Genomic DNA, 15,080 nt, shown 5'->3' on the forward strand with positions numbered 1-15,080 from the left:
CGCCGCGCGAGCGCGCCGCTGCGCGCCAGGCCCCGGCGCCGGCCGCGCCCGTCCTGACCCTGGCCGAGGCCGAGCGCCTGGTCGTCGAGCGCAACCTCGCGGTAGTCGCCGCCCGCTTCGGCGTGGATGCGCAGCGCGCCCAGCGGCTGGTCGCGGGCAGCAGGCCCCCGGCGACCGGCACCTTCGCGACCAATTTCGGACAGTTCTACGAGACCGGCACCGCCTCGCCGCAATTCCTGAGCCCAGGCAACAACGTCACGCTCGGCATCTCGGTGGTGGTGGAGCGCGGCGGCAAGCGATCGCTGCGCGTGCGCACGGCGGACGAGCAGATCAGCGCCGCGGAGGCGCAGGTGCTGGATGCGCTGCGCACCCAGGTCTTCGCGGTGCGGCAGGCCTTCTACGGCGCGCTGCTAGCGCGCGCGAACCTCGAGGTCGCGCAGGCCAACATCGCCTCGATCAACCGCACCGAGGCGCTGCTGCGCCGCCAGGCGGAGCTCGGCCAGATCCCCGAAGGCGACGTGATCCGCTTCCAGGCCAGTCGCCCGCCCTTCGAGGCCGAGGTGGCGGCCGGCCGCCAGGCCCTCGCCGCACGGATCGCCGACCTCACCGCCCTGGTCGCCGGCGATGCCGTGACGGCGAGCGGTGCCGCGGCCTACGAGCCGCGCGGGCGCTTCGAACCAACGCGCCCGCTCGGCCTGACCCGCGCCGAACTTGCCGACGCGGTGACGCGCCGCGCCGACGTGGTGGCGGCGGAGCGCAGTTCGGCAGCCGCGGCGGCAAACCGTGCGCTCGCCGAGGCTGGCCGGTCGCGCGACGTGACGGTCGAGCTCAATGCCGGGCGTGGCGTGGTCGACCGGACCCTGCCCAATGGCGACAACCAGCGCGCGCGACAGAACGTCGCGAGCCTGTCACTGTCGATCCCGCTGTTCACCACGCGGATCGTGGAGGGCAACATCGGCGTGGCGGCGGCGCAGCAGCGCCAGGCCGAGGCCCAGGCCGCCGCGGCGCTTGCCCAGGCGCGCGCCGACTTCGCCACGGCCTGGTCGGCCTACGAGCAGGCCCAGCGCCTTCTCGCCGTCTATGACGGCGGGGCGCTGCGCCGTGCCGAGGAAGCCTATGCCATCGCCGAGCGCGCCTACCTGGCCGGCGGGCGATCGCTGCTCGACGTGCTCGACGCGCTGCGCACGCTGAACGCTACGCGCACCGCAGCTAACGAGGCGCGCCGTGCCTATTCCGTCGCGCTGGCGGATCTCGAGCGCAGCAGCGGGACCTCGGGCATCCTCACCGCCCGCTGAGCGGGAGCGGCCGGAACGCGACCCGCACCCGCAGCCCTGGGCCGGCATCCTCGAGCGTGACGCTCCAGCCGTGGAGGTCGGCCACGGCGCGCACCAGTGCAAGGCCAAGCCCGCTGCCGGGCGTGGAACGCGCCGGGTCCAGCCGATGGAAACGGCGGAAGACGCGTTCGCGTTCCTGCGCAGGGATGCCGGGGCCATCGTCGGTGACGATGATCTCCGCGTCGGTGAGCACCAGCCTGGCGTGACCCCCCTCGCGCCCGTGCCGCACGGCGTTCTCCGTCAGGTTCGCCAGCATCTGCGTGAGCAGCGCCGGATCGCCGGTCACGGTCACGTCCGCGATGATGTCCGTGGTCAGGGACTGCCCGCGTTCCTCGGCAGCCGGGGCATAGACCTCGGCGACCGACTGCGCGATGGCGGAGAGGTCCACGCGCGTGAAGCCGGCGCGCTGCGCGCCGGATTCCACCTGCGCGATGCGCAGCAGCGCGGCGAAGATGTCGAGCAGCGCGTCGGCTTCCTGCTGCGCGGCGGCGATGGTCTCGGCGGTGGGGGCGGCGGCGGCGGCATCGAGGCGCTGGCGCAGACGCGTCAGCGGCGTGCGCAGGTCGTGCGCGATGTCGTCGGTCACGCCGCGCAGCGCGGTCATCAGCGACTGCAGCCGGTCGAGCGTGGCGTTGATGCGCGCCGCCAGGCGGTCGAACTCGTCCCCGCTGCGCCCGACCGCGAGGCGGCGGTCGAGATCGCCGGCCTGCACCGCGGCCAGCGCCGCCTCCATGGCTGCCGCACGCTGTGCCACGGAGCGCCCGATCAGCAGCCCGCCGCCGAGCCCGAGCAGCAGCACCCCGCCGGCGACCCAGCCGGCCACCGAGATCAGCCGCGCCTCAAGGTCCCGCACCGCCGAGAGGTCGCGCCCCACCACCAGCGCGCCGCCGCCGGGCAGCGGCGCGGCCAACATCAGTACCGGCGCCTCGTTGCCCTGCGGAAGGCGGATGGTGCCCTCGCGCCAGCCGGGATCGCGCGGCACGCCGGAGAGGTTGCCGGCGATGCGCTGCCCGTCCGGGCCAGCGAGCAGGTAGAACTCCGCCCCGGTGCGATCGGCTGCCATGCGCGCCTCGATGGACAGCGCGATGCCGCGCGGGCCCGAGAGCGCGCCCGATTGCAGCAGCACGCCCATGCCGCGCTCGATCTCCTGCGCCGCCTGGCGGGCGCCGAAGCCCACCGTAGCCCACCAGGCGCCACCGCCGACCAGAAGCGTGCCCGCCAGCGTCAGCAGCAGGTGCAGCAGCGTGACGCGGAACGCCGTTGTGCGCGCGAAGGTCCAGCGCGCGTCAGCCATCGGCACGGATGACGTAGCCGGCGCCGCGGATCGTGTGGATCAGGTCGCGCTCGAAGCCGCGGTCCACTTTGGCGCGCAGGCGGCTGATGTGGGTTTCGACCACGCTGGTCTTCGGATCGAAGTGGAAGTCCCACACGCCTTCCAGCAGCATGGTGCGGGTCACCACCTGGCCCTCGCGGCGCATCAGGTATTCGAGCAGGCGGAACTCCCGCGGCTGGAGGTCGATGCGCGTGCCCGCCCGGGTTACGGTCCGTCGGATCAGGTCCATTTCGAGGTCGGCGACGCGCAGCACGGTCACTTCCTGCTGCAGCGGCGGGCGGCGGGCGAGGGCGTTGATGCGCGCCAGCAGCTCGGCGAAGGCGAAGGGCTTGGCGAGATAGTCGTCGCCGCCGGCTTCCAGCCCCTCGACCCGGTCGCCGACGCCGGCGCGGGCGGTGAGGAAGATCGCCGGCGTGGCGATGCCCGCCGCGCGCACCGCGCGCACCATCGACAGGCCATCGAGCTTGGGCAGCATGCGGTCCACCACCATCACGTCATGGCCGCCGCCGGTGGCGTGGAACAGGCCGTCCTGGCCATCGGCCGCGTGGTCCACGACATGGCCGGCTTCCTCGAGGCCACGCACGATGTAGGCGGCGGTCTCGGCATCGTCCTCGACAACCAGGATGCGCAAGCAAGCCTCCGGTTCTGCGGTGCGTCAGCATACCGATCGGTAAGGCCCGCGACAGGGGGCGGGGAAGGGGGATGGCGCTTCCTGTGCGCCATGCCCCGCCGACCCGGTGGGGCCCCGTGATCCTGACTGGGAGAGACCAGACATGCCGACCCTCTTCAACCGTCGCCGTCCTGCGGTGATCGCCGGCGTGCTGGCGCTGGCGCTGGGTACCACCGCGCTGACCGCGATCCCCGGCACGGCACAGCAGGCCACGCCCGTCGCCGGCGTGGCGCTGGCGCGCCCCGCGGGGCCGGACTTCGCCGACATGGCGGCGCGCGTCGGGCCCTCGGTGGTGCGCGTGATCACCAGCGAGCGCGCCTCCCCGCAGGAGGAGATGATGATGCGCCGCTTCGGCCGGCCCGCGCCCGAGCAGCGCGAGCGCCGCGCGGGCCAGGGCTCCGGCTTCGTCATCCATGCCGACGGCTTCATCGTGACCAATGCGCATGTGGTCGGCGACAATGCCGAGGTGCGCGTCGAGCTCGCCGATGGCCGCGAGATGGCAGCGCAGGTGGTGGGCCGCGACGTCGCGACCGACATCGCGCTGCTGAAGGTGGAGGCCGGCGCGCCGCTGCCGGCCCTGGCCTTTGGCGACAGCGACCGGACGCGCGTGGGCGAATGGGTGATGGCCATGGGCAATCCCTTCGGCCTGGGCGGCACCGTGACGGCGGGCATCGTCTCCGCCCGCGGTCGCCAGATCGGCGCAGGCCCCTATGACGACTTCATCCAGACCGATGCGTCGATCAACCCCGGCAATTCCGGCGGTCCGCTCTTCAACGCAGCCGGCGAGGTGGTGGGCGTGAACACCGCGATCTTCTCGCCCTCGGGCGGGAACATCGGCATCGGCTTCGCGGTGCCGTCCAAGATGGTGCAGTCGGTGGTGGCGCAGCTGCGCGACCATGGCGCGGTGCAGCGCGGCTGGCTGGGCGTGACCATGCAGCCGCTCGACCGCGACCTGGCGGCGGCGCTGCGCGTGGGCGACGCCAAGGGCGTGCTGATCAACGCCATCGAGCCCGACAGCCCGGCCGCGAAGGCGGGGCTGCGCGCCGGCGACGTGATCACCGGCATCGACGGCCGCCGCGTGGAGAGCCCGCGTGACCTCGCCACCGGCGTGGCCGAGGTGACGCCGGGGCGCACCGCGACGCTGGCGGTGCTGCGCGACGGTGCCACGATCGAGCAGCGCGTCGAGATCGGCACCAACCCGGCGAATGTCACGGCGGGCAAGCCGGCGCAGCTGCGCCTTGGCCTCGGCCTGGCGCCGCGGCCGCAGGGCGGTGTCGCGGTCACCCGGGTCGAGCCGGGCAGCGTGGCCGCCGAGCGCGGCCTGCGCGAGGGCGACGTGGTGCTGCGCGCCGATGGGCGCGAGGCGAGCCAGCCGCGCGACGTGAGCGAGGCGGTGAATGCCGCGCGCAGCGCCGGGCGGCCCTCGATTGCACTGCAGGTGGAGCGCGACGGCGCGCGTCGCTTCGTGGCGATCCCGCTGACCGCGGGCTGAGGTTTCGGATAGCCCGGACGCCAACGATCCCCCGGCGTCCGGGCCGGCTCGAGGGGCGCAGACTTGTCGCCCATGCCCTCTGGCGGCGCGCCCTTCACCTGGCGCAGGTCGGCTTCCCCTGCCGGCCTGCGCCGCTTTTTCTTCAGACGACGGGCGTGCGCCAGGCGGCGTGCGCGTCGGTGGTGCCGCGCACGACGGCCTCGTAGGCGGATTGCAGCTGCAGCGTGATGGCGCCTGGATTGCCGTCGCCGACCGGCAGGCGGTCGATGCTGGTCACCGGCAGCAATTCCTGGCCGGTGCCGCAGACGAAGACCTCGTCCGCCACATAGAGCTCGGTGCGGTCGGCGCGGCGCTCCTGGGTGGCGAAGCCGTTCTCGCGCGCCAGCTCCAGGACCGTGTCGCGCGTCACGCTCTCGAGGATGTCGCTGTCGCGCGCGGGGGTGATGACCACGCCGTCGCGCACCATGAACAGGCAGGCGCCGGCGGTCTCGCTGACCTTGCCGTCACGCGTCAGCAGGATGGGCGTGTCGTAGCCATCGGCCTTGGCCTGCTGCGTGGCGATGCGCCCCGCGTGGTAGTTCGCCGTGGCCTTGATGCGTGCGGGCATGGTGTTGTCGGCGATGCGTGTCCATGACGAGACGCCGGCGGCGAGGCCCGTCTCGCGCTTGGTCGAGCGTTCGCGCGGGATGGCGGCGCAGACCCAGCCGACCGTGCCGGTTGTGGCCATCGAGCCGCGGCTCTCGATGTGCACCTGGAGGCGGATATAGCAGTCGTCGTCCGGCGCGTTCGCCTTGATCGAATCGATCACCCCCTGGCGCAGGACGTCGCGCGATGGCGGATCGTCGAAGCGCATGAACTTGATGCCCTGGTCGAGCCTGACCAGGTGTTCCTCCAGCCGGAAGACGGAGAGGCGCCCTGTGGCCGGGTTCATGTAGGCGCGGATGCCTTCGAACACAGCCGCGCCATAGGCAAGGCCGACCGAGAGCGGGTGGATTCGGGCCTCCTCGAAGGGTATCGCCCTGCCGTTCTGGATGATGGTGTGTGCGGTCCAGGCCATGGTGGCGATCCTTTCGTGGCGTTTCCACCCTGCAGGCTAGCGCCGCGCGGCGGGGCGGCAAGGGGGCGGCGTGATGCGGCTGGCGGGCGGCTTTCGCGGGCCCGCGCCGGCACGCTATGCTCTGCCCAAGGCGCAGAAGGAATGCGACATGAGCGCGGCGAAGGACATGGCGGACGGGGCGCCGATGCTGCTGCGGGAGGATGGCGCTGACGGCGTGTGCGTGCTGACGCTGAACCGCCCTGCGGCGCGCAACAGCCTGTCGTTGCAGATGCTCGAGACGATGGAGAACGCGCTGGCGGCGATCGGCGAGGATGGGCGGGTGCGCTGCGTCGTGCTCGCCGCCGCGGGGCCTGTGTACTGCGCCGGGCACGACCTCAAGGAGATCACCGCGCATCGCGCCGACGCCGACGGGGGGCGCGGTTTCTACGATCGTGCGATGGAGACCTGCGCCCGGGTGATGCAGGCCATCGTCGCGTTGCCGCAGCCGGTGGTGGCCGCGGTGCAGGGCGTGGCGACGGCGGCGGGCTGCCAGCTGGTTGCGACCTGCGACCTGGCGGTGGCCTCGGACCATGCGCGCTTCGCGACGCCGGGGGTGGATATCGGGCTGTTCTGCTCGACGCCGGCAGTGGCGCTGGCGCGCGCGGTGCCGCGCAAGGCGGCGATGGAGATGCTGCTGACGGGCGAGATGATCGACGCGACCGAAGCGCAGCGCATCGGCCTGGTGAACCGCGTGGCGCCTGCCGGTCAGGTGATGGAGGTGGCGCTGGGCCTGGCGCGCGGCATCGCCGCGCGATCCGCGCTGACGGTGCGGATGGGCAAGCGCGCCTTCTACCGCCAGGTGGATCTGCCGCTGGCCGAGGCCTATCGCGAGGCCGCCTGCGTGATGACCGACAACCTGATGGCGCGCGATGCGGCCGAGGGCATCGGTGCCTTCGTGGGCAAGCGCAAGCCGGTGTGGGAAGACCGCTGAGATGGCCGACTACGACACGGGCCTGGCGCGTGGCCCCGCGAACCATCAGCCGCTCACGCCACTGCTGTTTCTCGAACGTGCGGCACAGGTGTTTCCGGACCACCTGGCGGTGGTGCATGGCGCGGTGCGGCGACCCTATCGCGAGTTGCGCGACCGCTGCGTGAAGCTGGCGCATGCGCTGGCGCGGCGCGGCGTCGGGCGGGGCGATACGGTGGCGGCCTTGCTGCCCAACATCCCCGAGATGCTGGAATGCCACTACGGCGTGCCAATGGCGGGCGCGGTGCTGAACACCATCAACACGCGGCTCGATGCGGCGACCATCGCCTATATCCTCGATCACGGCGAGGCGAAGGCGGTGGTGGTGGACCGCGAGTTCATGCCAGTTCTGCGCCTGGCGTTGACGCAATGTGCCGCGAAGCCTCTGGTGATCGAGGTGGCGGACCCGCTGGCGCCTGCCGCCCTGCAGCATGAGACGCTGGGCGGCGTGGCCTATGACGCGCTGCTGGCGGAGGGCGATGCGTCCTTCGCCTGGCCGATGCCGCGCGACGAATGGGATGCGATCACGCTGAACTATACGTCCGGCACGACGGGCAAGCCGAAGGGCGTGGTGTATCACCATCGCGGCGCGCAGCTGCTGGCGGTGGGCAACGTGCTAAGTTCGGGGATGAGCCGGCATCCGGTCTATCTCTGGACGCTGCCGATGTTCCACTGCAACGGCTGGTGCTTCCCCTGGACGGTGACCGCGCAGGCCGGCGTGCATGTCTGCCTGCGCGCGGTGCGCGGCGCCGACATGTGGCGACTGATGGGTGATGAGGGTGTCACGCACATGTGCGGCGCGCCGATCGTGATGGCGACGCTGCTGGCCACGCCAGAGGCCGAGAAGCGCGCCCTGGGCACGCAGGTGCAATTCGTCGTGGCAGGTGCGCCGCCGCCGGAGGCAGTGCTGGCAGCAATGAGGGAGGCGGGCTTCGCCGTCTGCCACGTCTATGGGCTGACCGAGGTCTATGGGCCTTCGGTCGTCAATGAATGGCACAGCGAATGGAACGCGAGGCCCGCGCCGGAGCAGGCCGCGCTGATGGCGCGCCAGGGCGTGCGCTACCTCGCGCTGGAAGGCCTTGATGTCATGGATCCGGCAACGATGCAGCCGGTGCCGCCCGATGGCACGACGCTTGGCGAGGTGATGATGCGCGGCAATGTCGTGATGAAGGGCTATCTGAAGGATGCGACGGCGACCGAGGCCGCCTTCGCGGGCGGGTGGTTCCACACCGGCGACCTCGCGGTGAAGCATCCCGACGGCTACATCCAGCTGAAGGATCGGTCGAAGGACATCATCATCTCAGGCGGCGAGAATATCAGCAGCATCGAGGTGGAGGACGCGCTCTACAAGCACCCGGCCGTCGCTGTGGTGGCGGTGGTGGCGCGGCCCGACGAGAGATGGGGCGAGACGCCCTGTGCCTTCGTCGAGCTGAAGCCCGGGGCAACCGTCACGGCGGAGGAGCTGATCGCCTTCGCGAAGCAGCGCCTGGCCGGCTTCAAGGTGCCGCGGCATGTGGTGTTCGCCGAGTTGCCGAAGACATCGACGGGCAAGATCCAGAAGCACGTGCTGCGCAGCCAGGCGAGGGGCGCATGAGTGATGTAACGGCCGTTCTGGCCCATGCCGCGGCGCGACGCGCGGAGAGCCGCGCACGCTGGTTCGAGTTGCTGCGCATTCCCTCGGTTTCCGCGCAGCCGCCGCATGCGCCCGATTGCCGGCGCGCGGCGGAGTGGGTGCGCGCACAGCTCGCGGGCATGGGCTTCGCCGCGGCCGTGCGCGAGACGGCGGGGCATCCGGTCGTGGTCGCGCAACACCCCGGGCCCACGGGCGCCGGGCCGCACCTGCTTTTCTACGGCCACTACGACGTGCAGCCGCCCGAGCCTCTGGAACTCTGGACCAGCCCGCCCTTCGAGCCAGTGCTGACCGAGGGCCCGAACGGCCCGCGGGTGGTCGCGCGCGGCGCGGTGGACGACAAGGGCCAGACCATGACCTGGCTCGAGGCGCTGCGCTTCTGGCACGAGGCCGCCGGCGGCCCGCCCTGTCGCGTGAGCGTGCTTGTGGAAGGCGAGGAGGAGATCGGGTCGCGCAACCTGCCCGACTTCCTCGAAGCCAATGCCGAGGAGTTGCGCGCGGACATCGCCGTGGTCAGCGACACCAACATGTGGGACGTGAGCACGCCCGCCATCAGCACGCGGCTGCGTGGGATGCTCTACACGCAGATCGACATCATCGCGGCGAAGAAGGACCTGCATTCGGGGCTGTTCGGCGGATCCGCGCTGAACCCGATCAACCTGCTCACGCGCATCCTGGGCGACCTGAAGGACGAGGGCGGGGAGATCCTGATCCCGGGCTTCTACGACGAGGTGCCGGAACTGCCCGCGGCGCTGCGCGCGCAGTGGGATTCGCTGAACTTCGACGAGGCGGCCTTCCTCGGCGGCGTGGGCCTGTCGGTGCCGGCGGGCGAGGCCGGCCGGTCTGCGCTGGAAAGGCTCTGGGCACGGCCGACGGCCGATGTGAACGGCATCTGGGGCGGCTATACCGGCGAGGGCTCCAAGACGGTCATCCCGTCCGAGGCGCATGCGAAGGTCAGCTTCCGCCTGGTGCCGGGGCAATCGCCGGCGAAGGTGCTGGCGGGGTTCCGCGACTTCATCGTCGCGCGCCTGCCCGACGACGCGCAGGTGAAGATCCAGGTCTTCTCCATGAGCGAAGGGATCGAGGTGCCGGCCGACAGCGCCTGGGTTGCCGCGACGGTGCCCGCGCTGGAAGCCGTATTCGGCCGCGCGCCCGTGCTGATGGGCTGTGGCGGGTCGATCCCGGTGGTCTCGAGCATGAAGTCGATCCTGGGGCTCGACAGCCTGCTGGTCGGCTTCGGCCTCGACGACGACCAGGTGCACAGCCCGAACGAGAAGTTCGACGTCTCCTGCTTCGAGCGGGGCATCGACAGCCACATCCGGATGCTGGATGCGCTGTCGAAGGTTCGGGCGCGGTAGGCAGCGGCTTCGGGCCGCAAGGATCGGCGGTGCGGCGTCGCCGATCGGCCACGGGCTGCGCCGGCCTCGATGTTTCCCGGCACAGGCGAGCCGGCCGGGCGATTCTATCCGACCGGAACTTGCGCTAGCCTGCGCGCATGAACCTTCGTCCCGCGCCGAGCCACCGCACCCTCGCGCTTATTCTCGGTGCGCTGGCGGGGATGGGGCCCTTCTCGGTCGACATGTACCTGCCGGCCTTCCCCGCGCTGGGTGCATCGCTGAACGCAAGCCCCGGCGCTGTGCAGGCGACGCTCGCGGTGTATTTCCTCGGCATGGCGGCGGGGCAGGTCTTCTACGGGCCGGTCGCGGACCGCTTCGGGCGGCGCGGGCCGTTGTTCGTCGGGCTCGGGGTATTCACCTTGGCGTCGCTGCTCTGCGCGCTTGCTCCCGACATCGCCTGGCTGACCGGCGCGCGGCTGGTGCAGGCGCTGGGCGGCTGCGCGGGCATGGTGATTGCGCGCGCGGTGGTGCGCGACGTGACGGACGAACGCGGCGCGGTGCGGCTGATGGCCTCGCTGATGCTGGTCATGGGCGTCGCCCCGGTGATCGCCCCGGTGATCGGCGGGGCGCTGCTGCCGGCGTTCGGCTGGCGCGGCATCTTCGTTGTTCTGGCCATCTACGGCGTGGCGATGCTGGCGATGATCCTGCTCGCCCTGCCGGAGACGCTGCCGCCGGAACGCCGCCGCCGCGACGGTGTCTTCGCGACCCTGCGTCTCTGGGGCGGGCTGCTGCGCGATGCGCGCTTCATGGGCTTCGCGCTGGCGGGCGGCTTCATCATTGGCGGCATGTTCGCCTACATCATGGGTTCGCCCTTCGTGTTCATGGAACTGCACGGGGTGCCGCCGGGCCGCTACGGCTTCTACTTCGGTGCGAATGCCATCGGCATCATGGCAGTGGGGCAGGTGGTGTCGCGCCTCGCGCAGAGGGTGGAACCGGCGCGGCTTCTGCCCGTCGTGCTGGCCATCTCGGCGGCGTCCGGCCTGGCGCTGCTGGTCGTGGCCGGCACCGGGCTGTTCGGTTTCGCGGGAATCGTCGCGACGCTGTTCTGCTACGTCGCGATGATCGGCGCGGTGATGCCGCTGACGGTCGCGCTCGGCATGGGTCCGCACGGGAGGATGGCGGGCAATGCCTCGGCGCTGATGGGCACGCTGCAATTCGGCATTGGCGCGGCGGTGGGCGGCGTGCTGGGGGTGCTGCAGGACGGCACCGCGCTGCCCATGGCGGGCGTCATCGCGGCATGCGGTGTGGCAGGCTGGAGCGCGCGGCGCGTCCTGGTGCGCTGAGGCTACCGCCCCGACCGCTCCGCATGCTTCCCCATCGTCGCGTAGGGCGCATAAGGCGGCACCGCGCCGATCGCGCGCATGTCCACCTCGACCAGCGCCGGCCCCGCCACCGCCACCGCCTGGGCCACCACCGCGCCGATGCTCTCCGCGCTGGTGGCCTTGAAGAAGGGAAGCCCTGCCAGCGCCGCGAGCGCCCCGAAATCCGGCGTCAGAAGGTCGTGGCCGAATTGCCGGCCGTCCGCGACCGCATCCTGGATATGGCGGATCACGCCATAGCCGCCGTCGTTCATCACCATGGTCACCAGGTCGGGCTTCTCCTGCGCCACGGTCCAGAGCTCGCACATGCCGAGCGAGAAGCCGCCGTCGCCGCACATCGCGATGGTCTTGCGGCCCTCGGCCGCGATGGCGGCGCCGATGCCCAGCGCCAGCCCCGGCCCGATCGCCGCGCCCACGGGATGCACCGCGGTCAGCGGGTCGTAGATCGGGAAGACCCGGTTGCCCCAGGTCGAATTGGCGATGGTGACGTCACGCACCCAGACGCCGTCGCGCGGCAGCGCGGCGCGGATCGCATCCGGGAAGCCGGCATAGGGGCCGAGCGTCGCCAGGTATTCCTCCCGCGCGCGCGACTTCATCGCCGCGAAATCGGCGGCGAATCCGGGATCGACCGAGGCGTGCCCGGCCAGCCGGTCGGCGATGCCCTCCATCACCAGCGCCGCATCGCCATGCACGAACAGGCTGTTGGCATAGGTGCGGCCATTGGCGGTCGCGTCGCAATCCGCATGGATCAGCGTCTTCGGCAGCTTCAGCGCGAAATCGCCGGTCTCGTGCCCGCGCAGGCGCGACCCCACCACCAGCATCGCGTCCACGCTTTCGTAGAACGACTGCACGCGCGGCGAGCCATTGCCGTGCAGCCCGCCCAGCGTCATCGGATGGTCTTCCGGGATGATGCCCCGCCCGTTCCAGGACGACACCGCGCCGAAGCCCAGGCCCAGCAACCGCTGCGCCGCCGCGCCGGCCTGCGTCGCGCCATTGCCGAGCCACAGCATCGGCCGCCGCGCACCTGCCAGGATCTCCGCCGCCGCGTCCAGTTCCGCCGCGGAAGGCACCAGCGGCGCGGCGATGGGCAGTACCAGCGCATCGAGCCCGGCCGGCCGCGCGATCGGCGCGCGCTGCAGGTCGATCGGGATCTCCACGCTGACCGGACCGCGCGGTGCGGACAGCGCCTCGGCCGCCGCGCGCACCAGCACGCCGAAGGCCTCGTTCGCGCTGCGCACGCGATAGGCCGCCTTGCAGGCTGCCGCCAGCATCGCCGTCTGGCCCGGCACGTCGTGCACCGTGCCGGCGTCGCGGTCGATGTGCTTCGTCGCCGTCTGGCCGGTGATGTGCAGCACGGGCGATCCGGCGAAGCGGGCCTCCACCAGTCCCGGGATCGCATTTGCCATGCCCGGCCCGGTGCTGGTGAACAACACGCCGAGATGCCCCGTCACGCGCGCATAGGCATCGGCCATGTGCGCGCCGCCCATCTCGCCGCGCGCCATCACGTAGCGCAACGCGTTACGCTGGCCGATCGCATCCAGCATCGGGATGTTGTGCACCGAGACGATGCCGAAGACCGTGCGCACGCCGACCTGCGGCAGGAAATCGGCGACCAGGTCGGCGACGGTGTACGGGCTGTTCATGGCGGCGGCGTTCCTCGTTTGCTTGCCGCCACTCTGACACGCCTGGCGTGGCTGCAAAGCCCGCCGGCGCCGAATGCCCTGGCGCTACCGCGCGCGCGCCTCCGCCAGGTGGTCGAAGCGGCGCGTATAGGTGCCAAGGCCCATGGTGAGCGACCGAAGCTCGATGATGAGGTCGTGCAGCTCGGCTTCTGGCACCAGCGCCTGCACCTCGTCCCAGCCCGGCCAGTCCTCCTTCTCCGCATAGCCCAGGATCTGGCCGCGCCGGCTGCTCAGCAGCCGCTGCGCCGCCGCCGTGCCGTCCTGCGGCACCAGGATGGTCACGTGGTCCACGGGCTCCAGCACCACCGGATCGGCCTTCGCCAGCGCCTCCTGCATCGCCATGCGCGTCGCGGTGGCGAAGGCCATGTCTGAGGAATCGACCGAATGGAAGGCGCCGTCATGCAGCGTGACGGTGATGTCGACCACCGGGTTGCCGAGCGGCCCCTTGTGCGTCGCTTCCTCCGCCGCCTCGCCGACGGCCGGGATGAACTTGCGCGGCACGGCGCCGCCGACGATGCGGTCCTCGAAGGCGAAGCCCTCGCCGCGGCTGCGCGGCGCGACTTCCAGCGTCACGTCGGCGAATTGCCCGTGGCCGCCGGTCTGGCGGCGGTGGCGGGCGTGGTGGCGCGCCGCGTGGCGGATGGTCTCCTTGCAGGCGATGCGCGGGCGCGCCGTGGTCACGCGCAGGCCATGCGCCTCGGCCAGGCGCGCGACCGCCTGGCCGAGATGGATGTCGCCCTGCCCGGCCAGCAGGATCTGCCCCGCCTCGGCGTCGTGCACCACCGACAGCGAGGGGTCCTCCTCGGTCAGCCGCGCCAGCGCGGCGGTGAGGCGCACGTCGTCCTTGCGGTCCTCGGTCGCGATCGCCAGCGCGAAGACCGGTGACGCGGCATCGGGGAAGGGCAGGGCAGCAACGCTGGCCGAGGGCGAGAGCGTCGCCCCCGTTCCCAGGGCGTCGAGCCGCCCGAGTGCCACGATCTCGCCCTGCGCCGCCTCGTTCGCCTTGGCGGGCTCGCCGCCGGGCCAGCACGTGATGCCGCCGATCCGCGCGCCGTTCACGCTCGCACCGTCCTTCAGCGTGCCGCGCCAGATGCGCACGCAGGAGAGCTTTCCGCCATGCCCGGCGTGGATGGTGCGGAAGACCTGCGCGACGGCCTCGCCCTCCGGTGCAAGCCCCAGGCGTGCGGCGGCCGCGTCCGGTCCAGGCACGTCATGGCGCAGCGCCTTCCACAGCCGCAGCACGCCGTGCTGCTTTTCCGCCGCCCCGAGCAGCACCGGGTCGAGCGCGCCGGCGGCAATGTCGGCATGCAGCGGGCGATAGAGGTCCTCGGGCGTGGGGACGGTATCCTCCACGACCTTCTCGAGCAGCGCGTCGTCATGGTCGGCCAGCGCCTCGGCCAGGGCGGCGCGCGCCTCGGCCTCGCGCGCGGCGACGTCCTCGGGCATGCGGATGAGTTCGGAGGGCTCGCCGCGGCGCCAGCGATAGGCGCGCTCGCTGACCAGGTCGACATAGCCCGCGACCTCGCCGTTGTTGCGGATGGGCACCTGGCGGAGGACCAGCGGGCGGCGCGAATGCGCCTGCAGCGCGGCCAGCGTGTCGCGCATGCGCTGGTCGCCCAGCGTGTCGACCTTGTTGACGAAGACCATGGCGGGCAGGCCGACGCGTTCGATGGCGTGGAACACCGGGGCGAGGGCGGCGGCGCGCGCCGGGCTCGGCTCGCAGACCACCAGCGCGAGGTCGGCGACCGCCAGCGCGGCCGCCGCCTCCTGCGCGAATTCGACCGAGCCCGGGCAGTCGAGCAGCGCCCAGGGGTCGCCCATGAAGCTGCAATGGCCGATGCGCACTGCGGTGCCCATGGCGCGTGCGCGTGCATCGCCGGGGCGGCGCTGCGGCGGGCTGCCGGCGGCTGCGAGCAGGGCGTCGAACAGGGCGGACTTGCCGCTCCCCTGCGGACCGACCAGGGCGATGGCGCGGGGCGATGCCCCGCTGGCTTGTCTTGACGCGGAATTGGTCATGGTGGCGGGCCTCCCTCGGGTCTCCCGGCCGTGGACCGGCCGTGGCGGACGGCGACCCCGGGCGGGGGGCCGCCAGGGATGCAGACTAGCGCCGCCGCGCCGCCCTGGGGCAAGAACCGCCCGGTGATGCCCGGGATTCCGGCA

11 protein-coding genes are annotated in these 15,080 nt (G+C 72.1%); 6 read left to right on the forward strand and 5 right to left on the reverse strand.

What is annotated here, in order from left to right; genetic code table 11:
- Nucleotides 1-1,295: TolC family protein (locus tag HW578_RS05795; protein ID WP_198369600.1), on the forward strand; the 1,295-nt coding region annotated here is incomplete at its 5' end.
- Here the strand turns inward: HW578_RS05795 and HW578_RS05800 are convergent.
- Both HW578_RS05800 and HW578_RS05805 read right to left on the reverse strand, forming a co-directional pair.
- Complete coding sequence (locus tag HW578_RS05800; RefSeq protein ID WP_198369601.1) at nt 1,282-2,628, reverse strand: sensor histidine kinase; 1,347 nt, start codon at nt 2,626-2,628, stop codon at nt 1,282-1,284. The genes HW578_RS05795 and HW578_RS05800 overlap by 14 nt on opposite strands.
- Nucleotides 2,621-3,298 carry a winged helix-turn-helix domain-containing protein gene (locus HW578_RS05805; protein ID WP_198369602.1) on the reverse strand — a complete coding sequence of 226 codons (678 nt, stop codon included), beginning with the start codon at nt 3,296-3,298 and terminating at the stop codon, nt 2,621-2,623. The genes HW578_RS05800 and HW578_RS05805 overlap by 8 nt, the downstream gene beginning before the upstream one ends.
- A gap of 142 nt (nt 3,299-3,440) precedes the next feature.
- Here HW578_RS05805 and HW578_RS05810 point away from each other — a divergent pair, with 142 nt between their 5' ends.
- The gene (locus HW578_RS05810) at nt 3,441-4,829 is read left to right on the forward strand and encodes a Do family serine endopeptidase (RefSeq protein ID WP_198369603.1); all 1,389 of its coding nucleotides are present in this window, start codon (nt 3,441-3,443) and stop codon (nt 4,827-4,829) included.
- A 142-nt stretch (nt 4,830-4,971) separates the two neighbouring features.
- Here the strand turns inward: HW578_RS05810 and ilvE are convergent, their stop codons facing one another.
- Nucleotides 4,972-5,886: a branched-chain-amino-acid transaminase gene (ilvE, locus tag HW578_RS05815; protein WP_198369604.1), complete on the reverse strand. Its 915-nt coding sequence runs from the start codon at nt 5,884-5,886 to the stop codon at nt 4,972-4,974.
- A 148-nt stretch (nt 5,887-6,034) separates the two neighbouring features.
- On the opposite strand from ilvE, the gene HW578_RS05820 reads away from it, so the two are divergent.
- The 4 genes from HW578_RS05820 (at nt 6,035) to HW578_RS05835 (ending at nt 11,202) form a co-directional block, all read left to right on the forward strand.
- Nucleotides 6,035-6,856 carry an enoyl-CoA hydratase gene (locus tag HW578_RS05820; RefSeq protein ID WP_232478709.1) on the forward strand — a complete coding sequence of 274 codons (822 nt, stop codon included), beginning with the start codon at nt 6,035-6,037 and terminating at the stop codon, nt 6,854-6,856.
- 1 nt (nt 6,857) lies between these two features.
- The gene (locus tag HW578_RS05825) at nt 6,858-8,486 is read left to right on the forward strand and encodes an acyl-CoA synthetase (RefSeq protein WP_198369605.1); all 1,629 of its coding nucleotides are present in this window, start codon (nt 6,858-6,860) and stop codon (nt 8,484-8,486) included.
- Nucleotides 8,483-9,880 carry a M20/M25/M40 family metallo-hydrolase gene (locus HW578_RS05830; protein ID WP_198369606.1) on the forward strand — a complete coding sequence of 466 codons (1,398 nt, stop codon included), beginning with the start codon at nt 8,483-8,485 and terminating at the stop codon, nt 9,878-9,880. The genes HW578_RS05825 and HW578_RS05830 overlap by 4 nt, the downstream gene beginning before the upstream one ends.
- Nucleotides 9,881-10,017: 137 nt before the next feature.
- On the forward strand, nt 10,018-11,202 hold the full coding sequence (locus HW578_RS05835) for a Bcr/CflA family multidrug efflux MFS transporter (RefSeq protein WP_198369607.1): 1,185 nt from the start codon (nt 10,018-10,020) through the stop codon (nt 11,200-11,202).
- Between the two features lie 2 nt (nt 11,203-11,204).
- Here the strand turns inward: HW578_RS05835 and HW578_RS05840 are convergent, their stop codons facing one another.
- Nucleotides 11,205-12,881, reverse strand: a complete 1,677-nt coding sequence (locus HW578_RS05840; protein ID WP_198369608.1) for a thiamine pyrophosphate-binding protein — start codon at nt 12,879-12,881, stop codon at nt 11,205-11,207.
- Nucleotides 12,882-12,965: 84 nt separating this feature from the next.
- On the reverse strand, nt 12,966-14,936 hold the full coding sequence (locus HW578_RS05845) for an elongation factor G (RefSeq protein WP_198369609.1): 1,971 nt from the start codon (nt 14,934-14,936) through the stop codon (nt 12,966-12,968).
- Nucleotides 14,937-15,080: the final 144 nt, after the last annotated feature.

This window comes from Roseomonas rosulenta (assembly GCF_016106005.1).
GTDB classification, from domain to species: domain Bacteria; phylum Pseudomonadota; class Alphaproteobacteria; order Acetobacterales; family Acetobacteraceae; genus Neoroseomonas; species Neoroseomonas rosulenta.